The organism is Paenibacillus sp. FSL P4-0176 (assembly GCF_037975265.1).
Taxonomy (GTDB): domain Bacteria; phylum Bacillota; class Bacilli; order Paenibacillales; family Paenibacillaceae; genus Paenibacillus; species Paenibacillus amylolyticus.
Genome location: NZ_CP150242.1, coordinates 3,620,336 through 3,637,759, shown reverse-complemented (window position 1 = coordinate 3,637,759; position 17,424 = coordinate 3,620,336). Strand labels below are relative to the sequence as shown.

Below are 17,424 nucleotides of genomic sequence, written 5' to 3'. Positions count from 1 at the left end.
AGACGCTAGATTTAGGAAAAAGTTTCTAATTGAATTGTAAATTATGGATTTTTGTGCAACTATTTTTTCAATGTTTGGTTATAAGTTCTTTGAATAAGAAGCGTCTATTGCATAATAGTCTTGATTTTGCACAAGATAATCCATGTCGCATTTTATAAAGAGGTGGATCAATGACCCCAACCAATCAGGCTTTTTCTGAATTAAAAATGAATATTTCTTATGTTGAACAGTCCCTCTACTGTACTGACGATTTGAAACAACAACAGCTTCTACTTAATGGTGTACAGAGTGTGCTTCTCTATATCGATTCACTTGTAGATCAGGAGATCATTCAAACACATGTCTTAACAGCACTGAATGGCCAAGCTCATTCGGAAATCTACCCATCGTTCACCACTTTAGAAAGTCGAAAAGATACGGATCTGCAACGTGGAATAGATTCACTTATTCAAGGGAAATGTCTTTACATAATCGACGGGCACCCGGAGTTTTACATTCTTTCTACCGAGAAAATGTATGTCCGAAGCACAACCGAACCGGAGAATGAAGGCGTTATTCGAGGGCCGCACAATGGATTCGTAGAGCAGCTTTCGGTTAATTTGAATCTGATCCGTAGACAAATTATTAGTCCATCCCTAATCGTTCGATATTTTAACGTCGGCGAGAAGACACATACCAAAATTGCAGTTGTATATCTTCAGGACTTGGCCAATCCGGAGTTAGTGAGCGAAGTAAAAGAGCGAATCACGTCCATATCTTCAGATATGGTGCTCGCTCCAGGTTTTATTGAAGAGTTTATGGAGGATAACCCCTTCTCTCTGTTTCCCCAGCAGCTCAATACAGAAAGACCTGACCGGGTTATTGCCAACTTGATGGAAGGACGTGTCGCCATACTTGCCGAAGGAAGTCCTTCAGCTCTTATCGCTCCAGTTACGTTTTTTGCTTTTTATCAAAGTCCAGATGATTACCATGGTCGCTGGATTGTCAGTTCCTTTTTACGTTTAATTCGCATGATGAGTTTTGTCATTGCTTTTACATTACCTGCTGTTTATATTGCAACCATCTCTTTTCACTCCGCTATTTTACCGATCGAACTGGCACACACAATCAAGAAATCATTGCAGAACATCCCCTTTCCTGCACTTGTAGAGGCAATGTTGCTTGAACTGATCTTTGAAGTATTAAGAGAAGCCGGGGTCCGACTTCCCAGCCGAGTGGGCCAGACCATCGGCATCGTTGGCGGTTTGGTTATCGGAGATGCTATCGTTCGTGCGGGGCTTGTATCCTATACAATGATTATTGTGGTTTCACTAACCGCTATCTCGTCGTTTTTGGTGCCTTCGCATGAGATGAGTTCGGCAGTCCGTATTCTCCGCTTTCCAATGATGATTGGAGCGGCGCTTTTTGGATATATCGGCATCGCATTTGGTCTGGTGATTCTAACCATTCACCTCTGTAAGATGGAAAACTTCGGATCGCCTTATTTTGCTCCAGTGGCCCCTTTCCGATTAGCCGACATGAAGGATGTATGGATTCGATTTCCCATCTGGGCGCTTCGCGGGCGTCCTCATGATGCCCGCCCGCAGCGGCTGAATCAGCAGAAGTTCTCTAGGAGTTGGAAAAAACGTGAATAAGGAAACAACAATTACTCGGGGACAACTATTCTTGCTCATTTTGAAATTTGAAATTGGTGTAGATATCTTGTCCCTCCCTTACCGTATACACCTTCTCTCTAAAGGCGGTGGGTGGATCTCTGTATTCCTTGGAGGGTTCCTGATCCAACTTGTCATATTGTTGTGCTGGCTTTTGATGCGAAGATTCCCGAGTTCATCCATTTATGACATTGTAACGCTGATTACGGGGAAATGGATTGGCAAGTTGCTGATCATTGCCTACGTTGGATATTTCCTGTTAATGGGTACTTCTGTTCTGGTGAACGCCTACAGTGTGATTAACCGCTGGATGCTGCAGGATACGCCTCGGTGGGCTATATTAGCCCTCTTCTTGTTCAGCAGTATCTATTTGGTTCGGCAAAAATTACGAATCATTGCCCGAGTACTTGTACTCATCTCCTTTTTGGTCTTGCCCATGATGGTATTGATCAGTTATGGACTCAAGGAAGTTAATCTGTTATATCTTTTGCCTTTAACCGAAGCAGGATGGCCCAATATCATTAGTGGATCAACCGAAACATTAATGGCTATGTTTGGATTCGAGTTTTTTCTCGTTGTGTTTCCTATGGTTGAAGGTAGCAGCGGTGGCAAACTCAAGTCTGTTGCTTTAGCAAGTGCTGTAGTCGTGGTGTTGTATGCATTCACCGTGTTCATTTGTTCAACGGCGTTCAGCCCCCAGCAACTTGACTTAATGCCTGAACCGGTCATATATCTGCTCCGCTCTATCCCACTCGGGACAATGGATCGGGCCGATTTCCTGTTCCTCCCTATCTGGTTAATTTCAATTTTCGGGGCCATATGTGGCTATTACTATACGGCATCCTATGGTATAAGTTATCTCTTCAAACAAAAACACCATAAAAAAGCGGTGCCTTATGTCGTTCTTGCTTCTTGCATAATTGCCTATCTGCCACAACAGAAGGAAAAACTTGAGTTAATTAGTACGATAGCCAACAGATCGGCATACTTTTTTCTCATGATCCTGCCTCTGCTCCTGTTGGTTCTATCTTATATAATGAAACGAAAAGAGAAGATGATATGAGTAAACGAGGAAAAATTCTTCTCCCCCTGTTACTGCTCATGGTGATGACGGGATGCTGGGATCAGGATAGTTTAAAAGATGCAAGACTAGCTAATGCTTCGGCGTTTGACATCACCTCAGAGGGTGAAATTAAACAGACGCTTGAAATTGTCGATGATTCTGAGAGTCAACAAGGGAGCAACGGTAATGAAGTCCACTCAGGCACCGGGAGATCCGTCCGTCAAAGTACGGATAGAATTCGCGCTAAAGTGACTGGTGATATCCGGTTTTTTAAATATGGGATGATCTTATACGGCAACAAACTCGCACAAAATGATATCTACCCCTACCTGGACGTCTTATATCGGGAACCCGATTACCCAACATCACATGTGAAAATTGCGATTGTGGATGGCGATGCCGGAGATCTGTTACACCAAAAAAAAGTTGGCAGCATATTGATTGGTGATTTTATTACGAAAAAAATTAAGAGTCTGGAGGAATTATGTATTTTTCCGGAAATGACGTTAGAGACCCTTCTCCCTCCCATGCTGGATCCGGGACAGGATTTTACACTGCCTTATCTATATAAGGATGGAGAGGAGATTGATGCTCGGGGAATCGCCCTGTTTCATGGGCAAAGATTCAATGGGAGTCTTACTACCGAACAGGCTCCTCTATACATTATTATGAGTGGGAAATGGAATAAAACAGCGCGTTTTGTCAAAAAGGTCCACCCAGGGCCTTCCAGCAACCCGCGGAACTATGTCACTTATGAAGCAAATATCGCACAAATTAAGCGCAAACTTGCGGTAAAGGTGGCAAATGATAGCCAAATTGATGTGAACCTCCATATCGAACTTCCAGTAACGATCGTTGAGTATGCAATGAATCATCTTCAGGAAAAAGACACAATTGAACGTCTGAACCGCAAGTTAACCGATGACATGACTCAGGACGCAGAACAAATTATCAAGACACTTCAGCAAAGTGGTTGTGATTCCTTCGGTATTGGCAGACATTTAATTGCCCATTACCCGGTCTTATGGAAAAGCCTAAACTGGAATAAAGAATATGCGCAAGTTCGTTTTCACCCGGAAGTAAAGGTTACAATAGTCGGCAGCGGCGTTTTAAATTAATAACATGCTGTCGTGCAATTGGGAAAGCTCTCTTCCATCTGGAAGAGAGCTTTTAACTGTTGACTTAAAAGAAGGATTTGCTAATATTCTAGTCGTTAAGAAGCACTTCAGTGAAAAGCTTTATCGTGCCTGGTTGAGTATAACATCGGCAGTGAAGCTGAGCTATAAAATAGGTGAAAGAAGACGTGATATTCCTTCTTTAAATTTGATAATAAGGGACCTGTTTCTATAACGATCAGAAGTAAGTTCTGTACTTAACTGGCTATCTTGATGAAACAATTCTTGAAGTTGTTTCGCAACTCGCTCGTCATATACAATTGCATTCACCTCAAAATTCAACCTAAAGCTCCGGGAATCAATATTCATCGTCCCTACTGAAGCGACTTCTTCGTCTACTACAATGGTCTTTGCGTGTAAGAATCCATTATCATACAACAGAATCTTGGCTCCATAGTCCAATAATTCACCAGCATACGCCCAAGTCGCCCAATATACAAACGGGTGATCGGGCTTATTGGGAATCATAATGCGCAGATCCACCCCGGATAGCAGTGCGATTTTACATGCATCCATAAAAGTGCTGTCAGGAATAAAGTAAGGCGTTTGAATATACACACTCTTTTTGGCATTTACTATAAGCTTGATGTACATATTCTTCAGGTGTTCCACCTGTGAGTTAGGACCACTAGACACAATCTGAACTGGACTTGAACCATCAAGCCTTGCTGTGTTGAAGGAGTATTGTTCGTAACTTACTTGATCGGATTTGCTGGCGTGTTTCCAATCCAGAATAAACCTTCCTTGAATATGATTAACGGCATCTCCGTGCATTTTAAAATGTGTATCACGCCAATATCCAAACTTTTTATCCATGCCTAGATACTCATTTCCCAGATTAAATCCGCCAATATAAGCAATCTCCCCATCAATAATACAAAGTTTTCGATGATTTCGATTATTCATACGGAAATTTAATGGCCTAATCAGTGACGGGAAAAAGACCTCTACTTCTCCACCGGCAGAGATCAGTTCTCTGAAAAACTTCAATGAAAGTTTCTTTGAACCAATTTCGTCATAGAGAACTCGCACTTTTACGCCTTCTTTAGCTTTTATAGTTAATTCATCTCGTAATTTCTTCCCTAAGGAATCCGGTTGAATAATGTAATATTGGATGTTAATCTCTTTCTTGGCTTCCTTGATATCAGCAAATAATGAATCAAATTTCTCTTGTCCATCATCGAAGATGAATATCTCATTGTCATTGGTTAGGATTGCATTGGATGATGTGAGATTCAATTGAATCAGGTCAGCATATTTCATGAGCAGGGGGTTGTTTTCCTTACGTTGCTCCTTCAATGTCACTAACTGGTTCTCGACAATTAACTTTAGGGAGTTTCTCTCTTCAACTGAAAGTCCGTAGAAATTTTTCTTTTTAAGGTTACGTCCCAAAAAGAGATAAACGATAAAACCTAAAATAGGAATGAAGTAAAATATCATGAGCCAGGCCCAAGTATAACCAATGTCTCTCCTTTCAAAAAACAAAAATACCGCTGAGAGTAATATGTTTATAATCATAACGAGCGAAAGTATCAGCGTGACCATACTGCTATATCTCCTGCCTTCCATTGACTTTATGTAAATAATAAAAAGTGCTTATTACTTAGCTGTTCTCGAATGAAGCCGCCATCACAAAGAATATGATAACATACTTGAGGAATACTAAATCTATTAAATGATAATCACTTGACATCGAACTAAAAAAGAATCCACTTTCTATAAAAGAAGGGATTCTTTCACATTGAATATACTATACTTAGAATCTGTAATTCAAAGAGAACGCTATTTTGATACTTGTTGTTCCCGCACCGGCTCCAATGAGACTTATAGAATTAATTGTTGGTGCAGTATAAGATCTACTGCTACCTGGGGCTACGACAAAACCAGGAATTTGAACACCGTCAATAAGCAAAGCAGCGGTGGGTGAAGCCCCCACTCCGTTATTCTCAATTAGAATAGTTCCGTTTATCAGAAACGTTGAGGAATTTTCGTATATAATTGTTGGTGTCCCTCCCGTATCTGACAAATTTATCGTAGTACATACGGCATCGTTCACCACCGCTGGAGAAACCGTATTATTACAATTACCAATTTGAGCCATTTGTGAACCTCCTTAAAAATGCTCTTTCTATAAATATATGTGGGGAGATAGTAGTGGTTCGGGCTATTCCAACTTTGTTTCCATTTATTCCTCATCCTCTTCTTCATTTAGAACTTGATAGTATATATCTATTCCAAATGTGCCGCTTGCAATATTGTTTAAGCTCTTTTCAATCTCCACTTCAATATGATGCATTCCGGCACAGCTAAAAGCACAGGTGTTACCCGGTAGAACAGGAAGCGAACACGTTCCTTCATTATGTATTATGTTCAAAAAGACAGATGAATTACTTTGTTTATGATTATAAATACTTACTGTACCATGTACTTTTAAGGTTGAAGATGCTGACCACAGCGTTAAAACCTCTGTTATGTTTGCTGAATTTATATGGAACTCCCCACAAATAGTTGTTTCAGCGAGACGAGTATTCACTCAGACTGCTCCCTTCCATAATTCTTCCTTTCATTTATTTTATTAGTGATCTGCTGTTTTCATGTATGATTATGCTCCTAATGAACAACAAAAACCAGCTAATGTTTGTCAAGCATTTCTGGTTGGATGAGTTCTCTTTTCGTGGTATACTTTTTCCGACCAACACGAATAACCTCCACGGGTATGGAGGTTTTGGTTAAATATGGATTACACTTGGTAGGGCTGGCCTTTCTGCAAGATGGCGAAAATGTGATGTAACAGCTTGTTTGCGCAGGCGATCACGGCCACCTTGTAGGGCTTGCCCTCGTTTCTTTTTTTCTCGTAGTACGAACGGATTCTTGCATTCGCATTCTTTCGCATTCCACATTGCACCGCTAAATATAGTGAACGTCTGAGCCTTTTAGAGCCTCGTTTCGTAATTCGTGTACTTGTCGCTGTGAACTTTCCTGAACTGAAAATCCCTGGGTCAAGGCCCGCAAACGCTACAAGTTGCTTCGCATCACTAAACTGTTTCACATCACCTAGTTCAGCTACAATGGCTGCGGCCAGTTTCGTTCCAATTCCCGGGATACTTCTCACCAGTCCGACTTCAGGCAGATTTTCTGCAAGTTCCTCCATTTGTTTTTCGAGTTCCTCCAGTTGCCGAATCATCGTCAACAATAAAGAGACCATTCCGAGCAGTGCCTTGCTTTGAGCGGGGCTACGCCGAATTTCTCTCCATTCATCCAGTACTTCCTCCAGTTTTCTCGCTTTTTCATTGGTCCATCGCTTGGAATGGGATCGTCCCGAATTACCCTGAATGACTTCATTCCAATTCGTCACACTTCCCTCCAAACAATGAGACAGCACCGTCAATGATGTTGTTGAAAACACATTGTAAAATATCTGCTCATACGTCGGAAAAACTTGCTCCAGCAAGGCTCTGCTGTTCAGCTTCGCCTGCACAAAGATTCCCGTGACAAACTCATGCTGCCTAGTCAAATGCTGTAGCTCTGTAAACGTCTCATCCCAATTTCGATGCGGCTTCACGTCGCCGCGATAGTACATCTCTGCCAGATGCCAAGCATCTGCAGCATCTGTTTTAACTTTGCGTAACTGCGTTCCCTTCGCTCGCTTGGATTGCAAGGGATTCACAATGTAGTAGGTATAGCCACTCCGATTCAGACAGGACACCAAGGCACGATGGTAATGCCCAGTCGCCTCCAAAACAACCACTGGAGCAACACCCGTTTCGGCTTGAAGGGCCCCTAACACCTCCGTAAATTGTTCGAATCCATTCGCAACATGCTCAATGACGATAGCTTTACCAACGGGCTCATTTCGTTTTTGAAACGCCTGTATCACACTTGAACCTTTAGCGACATCTACACCAACAACAGGTTCCATGTCCTCACTCCTTATCTTTCGTTTCGCCGGTCCTTTCCACGATGGTTCCAAACCCATAGCTTCGCTTGTTATACGGGGTCAGCTGCCCCTACCAGCCCAAACATGGTCTTTTGGAGGTCGTGGGAGAACTGTTTTTGTTACGAGGTCCTAGCCCCTAAAACCGCCACGTTCTCCCGGCTTCCCCCATCGTAAAACGACCACAAAAAAAGGCCAACCAGTAATTACTGGCTAACCTGATAATACGAAAAACCGCTACATTAGCGGCTTTTAATAGTACTATGTTCGTGACTTTAAACGATATACGACCGACTATCCAATCTCCCCTGCTCGTTAGTTCCTTACAACAGGAATCCACATTTCACCATATACCAAACCGTTTTTCTCTCCCATTTCAACTGTTGTATTTGGACCGCCAACATAGGCATAATCTTTTTCTACGGGGAGGGCTTGACCAAAGGCAATGCCAGTAAGCATATTATTGAGCGCATCAGCCGTTTCAGCTTCGCCCTTCACAACCAGGTATTCTCCCTTAGGAAATTGGATTACTCTCGTTGCTTCTGGCAAATTTTCTGCTGTCATGACACCAGCATAATGCATCATCTGGTTATTTACTGCTTCGTTTACTGCAAAAATGTAGTCGTTTGTTGCCAGAGACTTTAGTTTGTCCAGGCTTCCATCCTCTTTCACCGTGGACCAAAAATCCGCCTTCTCCTTGCTGATGCCAACATAGTCTGTATAGTCGCTCTTAAGATCCGTTCCAATACCTAACACGATAAAGCTCTCTTTTTCTTCGAAATGATAATTACTCATGGTTTACACCGTCCTCTTTCAATTTTCAATTGATTTGTGTTTTCACTTGATAGGTTTATAATAACCTTAAATCATGTCAGAATATGATACTGTTTAGGGGGCCCAATGAAAAAAGTTGAACGCATTAATACCATCACGCGGTATATCAATAACCGTGCACACTTTACCATCTCTGAAATCATGCGAGAATTTAATATTTCTCGTTCGACAGCCATTCGAGATATCAGAGAAATTGAAGCCATGGGAATGCCACTTGTCGCTGAAGTTGGGCGGGCCGGGGGTTATTTTGTCATGAACAACTCCCTCCTGCCCACGGTACGGTTTACCGATAATGAAATCAAAGCGTTATTCATTGCTTTTATGGCGACAAGAAATCAACAGCTTCCTTATCTGAAGAGTCGTCAATCTTTGGCTGAAAAATTATTGGGCCTTATCTCAGAAAATCAGCAAGATGACCTTGTACATTTGAATCAAATATTGCTTTTTGAAGGAACCAATCCCCGTAATCCAGACTTGCTTGATCTATCAGACCTGCCTCACCCTACTTTGGAGAAACTCATCCAAATTCTTCTTATAGAACGTTATTTGTTAGTTACTGTCCAAGAAGAGAAGAAAACAAAATCCTATCCCATTGTTCTCTTGCACCTTCATCATCAAAAAGGCCATTGGATCATTGAAGGTTTTGACTTGGAGGAAGAAAAAAGACGAATCGTATCCGTTGACAACCTCATCCATGTCGAAGCATACCCGGCGAAAAAAAGACTGAGTACAAAAAAGATTGTAGAACAACTCAAACGAAATACGCAGGAAGAAGTTATCAACCTTGTCCTGGAACTTGGCCCAAAGGCGATTGCGCAATTCAAAAAATACCATCCTTTAAAGTTTTCAATTGCCTATACAAATCCATACCAGACTACGGCTCTCCTAAAGGCATTTATGAATGTTCATAACTCAGAAGAGTTAACCGAAATCACCAATTGGTTGCTTTTTCTAGGAGAAGATATCAAGGTGAAGGAAATTCCGAAAGAAGCCCTGAATGCTGTACAAGATAGATTAAGCTTATATCAAATGAAGCAGTGAGCAGCCCCCTCCTACCTAGTCTCTCCATTATCTAACAATGCCTTACCTGAATTCAGGCTGAGGGTTCAGTACGGAAAACCAAAAAAAAGCCGCTGTGTTAGCGACTTGTAATGGAATCATATTCATTCATGTCTCACGCCAATGCTTGGCGAGCTGTTCCTTCTATACTAGAAGTCAGCATTAGACTGGGCATGATTAGGTGTATGCTGCGGGACGTTTTTAACGAGTAGGAAATAAGTAACAATGGCAATGATACTGGTCATTAACAAAGTGAGTCCTAACGGGACGGCAGTGTCCTCACCTGCGATGCCGACCAGAGGAGCAACCAGTGCACCCAGAAGAAAAGGAACGACTCCAAGCAGTGCTGCTGCACTTCCGGCCATCTTAGCTTGACTCTCCATGGCAAGTGGGAATGCCGCTGTAGACGTAATGCCGATCGAGCATACAAAGAAGAGCAATGGAATCACCAATGCGAAAAGTGGACCATGAGCCAGGGTTACGACCAAAGCAGCCACACTTGCTATTATAGCAAGCCATAGTCCCGATAATAGCAGCGTCTGCTCAGGGATACGTTTGGCCAATCGACCCACGATTTGAGATCCGATGATCAAGCTGATTCCGTTCGAAGCAAATAATATAGCAAATACAGTGGGTGTGACGCCATAGATATTTTGGTAAATAAATGGTGTTCCTGCTACATAAGCAAAGACCCCTGCCGTCATGATTCCCTGTGCCAGCATGTAACCAACAAACTTGCGGTCACGCAGAAGCATTCTGTAATTACCCAATTGCTGTTTGAAGTCAGGAACCATACGTCTTTCGACGGGGTGTGTTTCTTTTAAGCTCCACTTTGTCATGATTAATAAGAAAATCCCCAAGAATGAAAGGCAGATAAATACGCCAATCCATGTTGTGAAGGAAAGAACCCCACTTCCCGCAATCGGTGCTGCCAAAGGCCCCAAATTCCCTACAAGCAACAGCAAAGAGAAAAATTTAGTGAGTTCATGTCCACTGTATAGATCTCTAGCTATCGCACGGGAAATGACAATTCCAGCTGAAGCCGCAAATCCTTGCGTGAAACGAAACAAAATCAATAGTCCGATATTCGGAGCAAAAGCACATGCCAAGGAACAAATAATGTAGGCTGCCATACAGATCAACAATGGTCTACGTCTACCGTACGCGTCACTCAAAGGACCCATAACGAGTTGTCCTACACCAAGTCCTAATAAACAGGCAGTAAGGCTAAATTGTACAAGTGATGCCGTTGTATTCATATTTTGTGCAATCTCCGGAAAAGCCGGTAAATACATATCAATCGTAAATGGACCTAATGTAGAAAATAAACCTAGTAGTATTGCCAGTCCAAAAACATTCCAATTCGTGCTCTTCGCCATAATAAATAAAATCTCCAATTCCTTATATAATTTGCAAGCCTAATCGAGTATAAGACATAGAGTTAACTGTAGGTCAAGTCTTAAGACTATTAAAACCAAAAAAAGCCGCTTATTAAGCGACTTTGAATGGAAAACCATTTAAATTGTGTAACTCCCCCGGCCTGAACCCATATGACTCATGATCATTTCGGCAGCTCGTGTGTAACCGCCAGCCTGCCTTAAAGATTCACCAATGAGGTAAGCCTGCCGTCTATAAAGTGAATTGTGTAGCACTTCTGTTAATGCCTCTCTCAAATTAGTTGCACTGAGGTTATGTTTATTTAAAGTAATACCCGCGCCCAACTCCTGTACCCGATTGGCGACAAGAGGCTGATCCGATGTTAATGGAATCATCACCATTGGAACGTTGTAATATAACGCCTCACTTGTGCTGTTCATTCCAGCATGTGTAATAAACACATCGGTATGCTGCAGCATGTCCAACTGGGCAATGTATGGCTTGACGATAAAATTAGGAGGTATTTGATCCGCCAGCGGCGTCATGTCCGTGTACTTTCCTGAAGATAAAACAACATTCACGGGTAGGTCCCCTAATGCTTCAAAGCAAAGCTGATAGAAATCCAAATTTTTATTTAGAATCGTACCCATAGCAATGTACACGGTTTGCGGGTACCGTTCACGAAGCAACTCAAACGAGAAGGTCGGAGCATCTTGACGTGTTATGATCGAAGGACCCGTGAAAATAAAACGATCATCCAGCTTTTCTGCCTGCGGCTGAAAATAACGGCTGGTGTACACGAGCTTTAACTGACCTGTATGTGCCGGAATCTCTTCCATGGCTGGAATACTCACTTGAAGCTCTTCAGCTAACTCCGTTGTGATCTTCATCGTAGCCTCATAAAGCTCCTTCGTCTCCGTCTCATTCAGAACTGAGCTAGATCCCAGAGGCTCCACAAAAGCAAAGGACGCAATCGAGCACACCGCAGGAATTCCCAGTTTTTCTGCAAGAATAGTCCCTCCCCATCCCATCAGGGAATCAAAGATCATATAATCGAACTTTTGATCCTCGATCACCTGTAGCACATTGGGGATGATCCTCCGGATAATACCGCTTACCATCATATAAATGAACTGATAAGAATGCTTGTATTCTTGGGGTTTCAACACCGGATCATGAGAGAAGGCATCTTGTGGAAACGGATAGGTAATGATCTGGGCACCGGTTTGTTCAATTCGGGAACGGTACTCCTCCGTGCACACATAGATGACTTCCTCACCATTGTCTATCAACTGAGTAACTAATCCTAACGATGGATTCACATGTCCTTCAGCTGGAGTAATGACTACTAATACACGTGCCATCTTACCCACCTCCCGATGCAATTAGTCCCCCCGTTCTTCATGATGTATTTAACGACGCGGTCGTCATCCGTTACATGGAGATGTTATCCTTCACTTGGTTGATTGGATGATGTTCTTGATGAACGAGTTTGGTAATTCGTAGTGATGCCAAGAAACTTAACAAGACCCATAATAATTGCAGTGTTAACACGATCAAAACACCTGTCGATATGCCCCACTGTAACGTTTCGGACAAGGCAATCAGAGCGCCACCAACTCCAATGCTTACGCCCATATAGAAGGAATCCACAAATTGCAGATTCGCAGACATTTCTCCCTCTTTCCTGGGCAAGGCATGTTGTAAAGCAATGGCTGCTGTTGTAGGGTTGGCCAATCCAACACCGAACCCTGTAATCATTTGTGAGAGAAGGATGAGTATAATCCCGCCGTCCGTCAAAATAAGAGCCAGGATCACAAGTGCAGTTCCAACGATCATAATCCCAATGCCCGTCATGACCCTACCCTTTCGGGCACGACCTTGATCTCGTGCATCAAGCTTGGCTTGTAACCACGCTGCGGCGGACCAGCTCAGAGAACCTGCTGCTACGATGAGGCCAGCAAGGTCAGCTGATAACCCCTTCACTTCGGTTAGCGCCAAGATCACAAAACTTTCCGTTGTAAAATAACAAGCAACATATAGCCCTCTCGATACCAAAGTAGCAGGCAATCCTTTTTTTACCGAAAAAGTCCCTACTGGCAGCAATTTACGCATTGGTTGGATCATGATGACTAATCCAGCCAAAGTGAGTACTATGCCTTTCCAATCGGTTATCATACCAAGTCCTGTGAGTAACAGCCCCGTTCCAACCGCAAGCAGAATCGCATACATAATCTTTGAGTCGGTTGCTCGCGCTGGACCTGACAGATCTTGCTGAAGCTGCAAATTACGGAAAGAACGGAATGTGAGACTCAACGCTATTCCAATCAAGGGTAAAACGATCCAGAAAACATATCGCCACGAGATGTAGGAAGCAATAAGGCCTGCTGCATAAGGTCCGATTAAGGTTGGTAGGACAAATGCCATAGAGAATGCGGCCAGGATTTGAGTACGAAGTGTATCTGGATAATGTAACGTCACACAGGTATAAACACATGTGATCAGGGCTCCCGCTCCAAAACCTTGAAGGGCTCTTCCGGCAATAAGCATGTGCATATCGAAAGAAATAGCGGAGAACACAGTTCCTAACACAAAAACACTAAAAGATATCAGCATGGATGTAAAAACGCCGCGCTTGTCAATCTGCTGACCCATAACCAAAGTTCCAATAAGCTGAGATAACAAAAATGCGCTAAAAATCCAACCGTATAAATGAATACCCTCTAAACTTTGTGCCATTTTCGCGGCAATCGTTGTGATAGCCAGTCCTTCAAAAGCTACGGTTGCCAGAACCAGCATAATCCCAATTGTAGGCGCCCTGTACTGAGCATCAAAAATCCCAATCTGATTGTTGTTTGTCTTCCACACCTCCATAATTTGATGGGTGTTATGGTAAAATAAACCTTTTTACTCCCTGAATATACATGAAGTGTTATACTTTGTAAAGTTAAATGTTTAAAAAGTAAGATTATGGTCTAGAATAGGGTTCCCCCATGTTCAATAGGAGATTTTGCTTGAAAATATGCCATCTTCATTACAGTCAATTTGGAGAAGTTCATCCTCCAGGATCCAGGCATCTGTTTTTTCAACAAAGAAATGGAATCCTCCAATGGATTGAACCAATGCGGGATCGACCGGTGTAGCACTCGCATTTATGCCAATTGTAAAAGCATCGGAGCCTCCTCCGACATATTTTGCGTAAATCCTTACATATTGGTCCTCTTCCAATTCCCATTCATTCTTAAATGAATCGATTGCTTGGTCAGATATTACAAATGAGATCATTGCTCTGCACTCCTTCCTTCAGTTCAGTCACATTTTTTCACTTCGCCACGATAATTGGCCATTCTGAAACTGGCCCCGCATCCACACGAAACTTTGGCATTTGGATTATTCATGGTGAATCCGCCTAACATTCCGCTCTCTTCATAGTCAATCTCAAGACCATCAATATATGGAATACTGTTCGCGTGAACCAATATCTTAAATTGCTTTTTATTTAACACAATGTCTTCTTCTGCCTGCTGTTCATCCACGATAAGGGTATAAGATAAACCACTGCATCCCCCTTCATCAACGCCTACTCTAAGAAAGGCATTTTGGATATCCGCACTTGATAAGATCTCAACGATTTTGTCCGATGCTGTATCACTGACCTCAATGATCATCTTTATTCCTCCCGGTGGTATCATTTTGAAATTTGGTATCCCAGTCCATTAGACAGGGTATGAATGCTGCAAGAGCAGCTCCTTTTGGCGTAAGTTCATAAATAATTTGTGTAGGGCGTGTCCGTATTGTTCTTTTGACCAAATGATCATGTTGAAGACCCTTTAAACGTCTGGAGAGGATCATTTCGGAAATGGAAGGAATGTTATCGAATATTTCACCAAATCTCTTCGGGCCTTGAGACAGAGCACATAAAATATGGATCGTCCATTTCGTTCCGATGATGCGATAAGCTGTAAATAGTTTATTCGGATCCTCAGTGAGCAATGGTCTGTACACCCACTTCCTTATTCATCTTCGTGGTGAGATCCGAGTGCTGGCAATGATACTCGTGACGATCAACAAGAGATGGAAACCCATGGCTACAATTAAGCCGGATTGAAGTGACATACCGCCAGCCTGACACACGACAAGAATGGAACCACCAATGCCGATCACTACACCAGGTGTAAAAGAATCTGCAAATTGCAGATTTGCCGAGGTTTGGCCCACGCCTTCTTCCCCCGTTTGGGAAAATGCGACAACACCACTAATTGGATGCGCCAATCCAATACCAACTCCTGCAATGATCTGACCAATAACTGCAATGGTAACGGTCACAACAGGTACCCAAAATACGATGGCAATCCCTATGGCAAGTAACAATACGCCAAGAATAATTCTCATATGACGTCCACTGCCCTGATCTGCCGCATCCCACCGTCCTTGCAGATACGCAATGATACACCAACTTAATGCAGCACTCGCCACAATTAATCCGGCCTGAGAAGGTGTAATTCCTTTCACATCGATTAGAGCCAATACCAAGAAATTCTGTGTACTAGTATAGGCAGCGAAGAACAATCCACGTGTTGCCAAAATAGCTGGCATTCCTCTGCGCAACGTAAGTGTTCCCTTCGGTAGCAATTTACGGAGAGGAAATATCATCAAAACTAGGCCAATCACGACTAAAACAAATCCCATAATGCTCGGAAGCCTACTTAGACCAACCAGGAAAATCCCTGTACCCAACGTTAAGAGTAACGCCATCCAAGTGGATGAAGATCCGCTATCCCCTCCCGTCTTCTGCACTTTCAATTTCCTGAAGGCAGGTAAACTAAGCAATGCTGAAACCACCAGCACAGGTAAGATCCCCCAGAAAACAAAGCGCCAGGACCACTGATCTGCGATAACTCCTGCTACATATGGACCGAGCATGGACGGAAGAACATAGGCAGTACCAAATGCTCCAAGAATTTTGGCACGTAACTCATCCGGGTAACTTAACGATATAGCTGTATACACACAAGTCATCATAGCTCCGGCACCCAAACCCTGTAGAGCCCGTGATCCTATCATGGTATACATGTCGCCTGCGGTTGCGGCAGCGATCAGCCCTACGATAAACAACAGAAGTGCAAAAGTGAACGGTGCTGCAGGTCCTCTTTTATCAATGATTCGACCGACGACCAGCGTTCCGATAATCTGCGCAAGCAGATAGGTACTGAATATCCATCCGAACAGGCTAAGGCCGTTCAAGTCTCCAGCAATCGAAGGAGCAATGGTGGTGACGGATAGACCTTCGAATCCAACGGCCATCACTGATAAAATAATCCCTATGGTTAGTGCAAAATAACGCGGACTGAAAATACTTTGATGATTAGACGACATGAAATGTGACCTCCAAGAAAATTGGTATGTATACATCGTATCCGGATACTTAGTAAACATTTTTGTTTATAATGTCTAAGCTACAGTCCGGCTTTGACTTTGTCAACATTTTTGTTTAAAATGTAGTTAGTCATGTAGACTCAGTTGCGTCACAAGGAGGTGCACCATGAGCGGAAATCAAACTAAAAAGGATGTCTCGACCAGTACCCGGAGAGCAATTATTAATCTGTTAAAAGAGCGCGGGGGAATGGATGTTGTCACTCTCTCCTCTCAGTTTTCGTTATCCGGAATGGCTATTCGTCAACATCTGAATGCGCTAAAAGGAGAAGGATTGGTCACCACTGTGGAAGAGGCCCGTCCCATGGGTCGTCCCACCAAGTTATGGATATTAACTCCCGCGGCTAATCGTTTTTTTCCAAGTGGATATTCGGATCTATCCGTCAGCCTCATCAATTCGATGAAAGAGGCTTTTGGTACTGAAGGGCTGGACAAGCTGCTGGATGTTCGAAATAAAAATATGCAAGAACAATATCTTCAGCATCTTGGCGATTCATCAGGAGTTAGAGAGAGATTGGAGAAATTGGCCGAAATTCGTACGAATGAAGGTTATATGGCCGAGGTTAAGGAGCAGGATGATGGCAGTCTCCTATTCATTGAGAAGCATTGTCCGATCTGTGAAGCGGCCGCGGTATGTACCGGGTTATGCAAGAATGAGTTACATTTATTCAAAACAGTTCTAGGCGATAATGTTCATATTGAACGGGGAGAATACATTCTAGCCGGAGGAAGAAACTGCGTATACACCGTTAGGCATAATAAGCCATGACCAAAAGAGCAACCTCATTGGAGATTGCTCTTTTGGTTTGGATTTTGAACTGATTAGAACGATTCGGATTTCTCTAAATCATCCTTCATTATACCGGTTATTTCTAACGCTTACATAATCGTATGTAC

Annotated in this window: 16 protein-coding genes; 5 read left to right on the top strand and 11 right to left on the bottom strand. The window is 42.8% G+C overall.

The features are described 5' to 3' along the window. Positions 1-170: 170 nt before the first annotated feature. From MKY95_RS16465 to MKY95_RS16455, 3 genes are read left to right on the top strand one after another with little or no spacing between them, the layout of a single operon-like run. Positions 171-1,634 carry a spore germination protein gene (locus MKY95_RS16465; RefSeq protein WP_076317817.1) on the top strand — a complete coding sequence of 488 codons (1,464 nt, stop codon included), beginning with the start codon at positions 171-173 and terminating at the stop codon, positions 1,632-1,634. Then, on the top strand, positions 1,627-2,715 hold the full coding sequence (locus MKY95_RS16460; protein WP_036615569.1) for an endospore germination permease: 1,089 nt from the start codon (positions 1,627-1,629) through the stop codon (positions 2,713-2,715). The genes MKY95_RS16465 and MKY95_RS16460 overlap by 8 nt, the downstream gene beginning before the upstream one ends. After that, complete coding sequence (locus tag MKY95_RS16455; protein WP_076317819.1) at positions 2,712-3,833, top strand: Ger(x)C family spore germination protein; 1,122 nt, start codon at positions 2,712-2,714, stop codon at positions 3,831-3,833. The genes MKY95_RS16460 and MKY95_RS16455 overlap by 4 nt, the downstream gene beginning before the upstream one ends. Before the next feature lie 162 nt (positions 3,834-3,995). On the opposite strand, the gene cls is transcribed toward MKY95_RS16455, so the two are convergent. The 5 genes from cls to MKY95_RS16430 form a co-directional block, all read right to left on the bottom strand. Beyond that, positions 3,996-5,435: a cardiolipin synthase gene (gene cls / locus MKY95_RS16450; protein WP_253508632.1), complete on the bottom strand. Its 1,440-nt coding sequence runs from the start codon at positions 5,433-5,435 to the stop codon at positions 3,996-3,998. A gap of 211 nt (positions 5,436-5,646) precedes the next feature. Beyond that, positions 5,647-5,991, bottom strand: a complete 345-nt coding sequence (locus tag MKY95_RS16445; RefSeq protein WP_339199872.1) for an S-Ena type endospore appendage — start codon at positions 5,989-5,991, stop codon at positions 5,647-5,649. Between the two features lie 84 nt (positions 5,992-6,075). Continuing rightward, positions 6,076-6,423, bottom strand: a complete 348-nt coding sequence (locus tag MKY95_RS16440) for an S-Ena type endospore appendage (RefSeq protein WP_076317822.1) — start codon at positions 6,421-6,423, stop codon at positions 6,076-6,078. Between the two features lie 207 nt (positions 6,424-6,630). Then, positions 6,631-7,809 carry an IS110 family transposase gene (locus tag MKY95_RS16435; protein WP_339194353.1) on the bottom strand — a complete coding sequence of 393 codons (1,179 nt, stop codon included), beginning with the start codon at positions 7,807-7,809 and terminating at the stop codon, positions 6,631-6,633. A 330-nt stretch (positions 7,810-8,139) separates the two neighbouring features. Beyond that, positions 8,140-8,619 carry a GyrI-like domain-containing protein gene (locus tag MKY95_RS16430; protein WP_339199869.1) on the bottom strand — a complete coding sequence of 160 codons (480 nt, stop codon included), beginning with the start codon at positions 8,617-8,619 and terminating at the stop codon, positions 8,140-8,142. Between the two features lie 105 nt (positions 8,620-8,724). On the opposite strand from MKY95_RS16430, the gene MKY95_RS16425 reads away from it, so the two are divergent. Then, complete coding sequence (locus MKY95_RS16425) at positions 8,725-9,699, top strand: HTH domain-containing protein (protein WP_036615582.1); 975 nt, start codon at positions 8,725-8,727, stop codon at positions 9,697-9,699. A 167-nt stretch (positions 9,700-9,866) separates the two neighbouring features. Here MKY95_RS16425 and MKY95_RS16420 read toward each other — a convergent pair whose 3' ends face one another. The 6 genes from MKY95_RS16420 to MKY95_RS16395 all read right to left on the bottom strand — a co-directional run bounded on the left by MKY95_RS16420 (position 9,867) and on the right by MKY95_RS16395 (position 16,470). Further along, positions 9,867-11,096 (bottom strand): multidrug effflux MFS transporter, encoded by a 1,230-nt coding sequence (locus MKY95_RS16420; RefSeq protein ID WP_339199867.1) that lies wholly within the window; start codon positions 11,094-11,096, stop codon positions 9,867-9,869. A gap of 138 nt (positions 11,097-11,234) precedes the next feature. Then, positions 11,235-12,458: a macrolide family glycosyltransferase gene (locus MKY95_RS16415; protein ID WP_339199865.1), complete on the bottom strand. Its 1,224-nt coding sequence runs from the start codon at positions 12,456-12,458 to the stop codon at positions 11,235-11,237. 70 nt (positions 12,459-12,528) lie between these two features. After that, a complete protein-coding gene (locus tag MKY95_RS16410; RefSeq protein WP_339199863.1) occupies positions 12,529-13,968 on the bottom strand; it encodes an MFS transporter in 1,440 nt (479 codons plus the stop codon). Positions 13,969-14,091: 123 nt separating this feature from the next. Continuing rightward, entirely contained in the window at positions 14,092-14,379 is a 288-nt protein-coding gene (locus tag MKY95_RS16405; RefSeq protein WP_076327548.1) for a hypothetical protein, read from the bottom strand. A 23-nt stretch (positions 14,380-14,402) separates the two neighbouring features. Beyond that, complete coding sequence (locus MKY95_RS16400; protein ID WP_017688344.1) at positions 14,403-14,762, bottom strand: iron-sulfur cluster assembly accessory protein; 360 nt, start codon at positions 14,760-14,762, stop codon at positions 14,403-14,405. Between the two features lie 349 nt (positions 14,763-15,111). Next, a complete protein-coding gene (locus MKY95_RS16395) occupies positions 15,112-16,470 on the bottom strand; it encodes an MFS transporter (protein WP_076253134.1) in 1,359 nt (452 codons plus the stop codon). A gap of 166 nt (positions 16,471-16,636) precedes the next feature. On the opposite strand from MKY95_RS16395, the gene MKY95_RS16390 reads away from it, so the two are divergent. After that, positions 16,637-17,296 carry a metalloregulator ArsR/SmtB family transcription factor gene (locus tag MKY95_RS16390; protein WP_036671328.1) on the top strand — a complete coding sequence of 220 codons (660 nt, stop codon included), beginning with the start codon at positions 16,637-16,639 and terminating at the stop codon, positions 17,294-17,296. Positions 17,297-17,424 lie beyond the last annotated feature (128 nt).

What these genes read in the sequence shown, in the direction of transcription:
- MKY95_RS16465 (WP_076317817.1), top strand. Translation starts at nt 171, where the DNA reads ATGACCCCAACCAATCAGGCTTTTTCTGAATTAAAAATGAATATTTCT.
- MKY95_RS16455 (WP_076317819.1), top strand. Translation starts at nt 2,712, where the DNA reads ATGAGTAAACGAGGAAAAATTCTTCTCCCCCTGTTACTGCTCATGGTG.
- cls (WP_253508632.1), bottom strand. Translation starts at nt 5,435, where the DNA reads ATGGTCACGCTGATACTTTCGCTCGTTATGATTATAAACATATTACTC.
- MKY95_RS16445 (WP_339199872.1), bottom strand. Translation starts at nt 5,991, where the DNA reads ATGGCTCAAATTGGTAATTGTAATAATACGGTTTCTCCAGCGGTGGTG.
- MKY95_RS16435 (WP_339194353.1), bottom strand. Translation starts at nt 7,809, where the DNA reads ATGGAACCTGTTGTTGGTGTAGATGTCGCTAAAGGTTCAAGTGTGATA.
- MKY95_RS16430 (WP_339199869.1), bottom strand. Translation starts at nt 8,619, where the DNA reads ATGAGTAATTATCATTTCGAAGAAAAAGAGAGCTTTATCGTGTTAGGT.
- MKY95_RS16425 (WP_036615582.1), top strand. Translation starts at nt 8,725, where the DNA reads ATGAAAAAAGTTGAACGCATTAATACCATCACGCGGTATATCAATAAC.
- MKY95_RS16420 (WP_339199867.1), bottom strand. Translation starts at nt 11,096, where the DNA reads ATGGCGAAGAGCACGAATTGGAATGTTTTTGGACTGGCAATACTACTA.
- MKY95_RS16415 (WP_339199865.1), bottom strand. Translation starts at nt 12,458, where the DNA reads ATGGCACGTGTATTAGTAGTCATTACTCCAGCTGAAGGACATGTGAAT.
- MKY95_RS16410 (WP_339199863.1), bottom strand. Translation starts at nt 13,968, where the DNA reads ATGGAGGTGTGGAAGACAAACAACAATCAGATTGGGATTTTTGATGCT.
- MKY95_RS16405 (WP_076327548.1), bottom strand. Translation starts at nt 14,379, where the DNA reads ATGATCTCATTTGTAATATCTGACCAAGCAATCGATTCATTTAAGAAT.
- MKY95_RS16400 (WP_017688344.1), bottom strand. Translation starts at nt 14,762, where the DNA reads ATGATCATTGAGGTCAGTGATACAGCATCGGACAAAATCGTTGAGATC.
- MKY95_RS16395 (WP_076253134.1), bottom strand. Translation starts at nt 16,470, where the DNA reads ATGTCGTCTAATCATCAAAGTATTTTCAGTCCGCGTTATTTTGCACTA.
- MKY95_RS16390 (WP_036671328.1), top strand. Translation starts at nt 16,637, where the DNA reads ATGAGCGGAAATCAAACTAAAAAGGATGTCTCGACCAGTACCCGGAGA.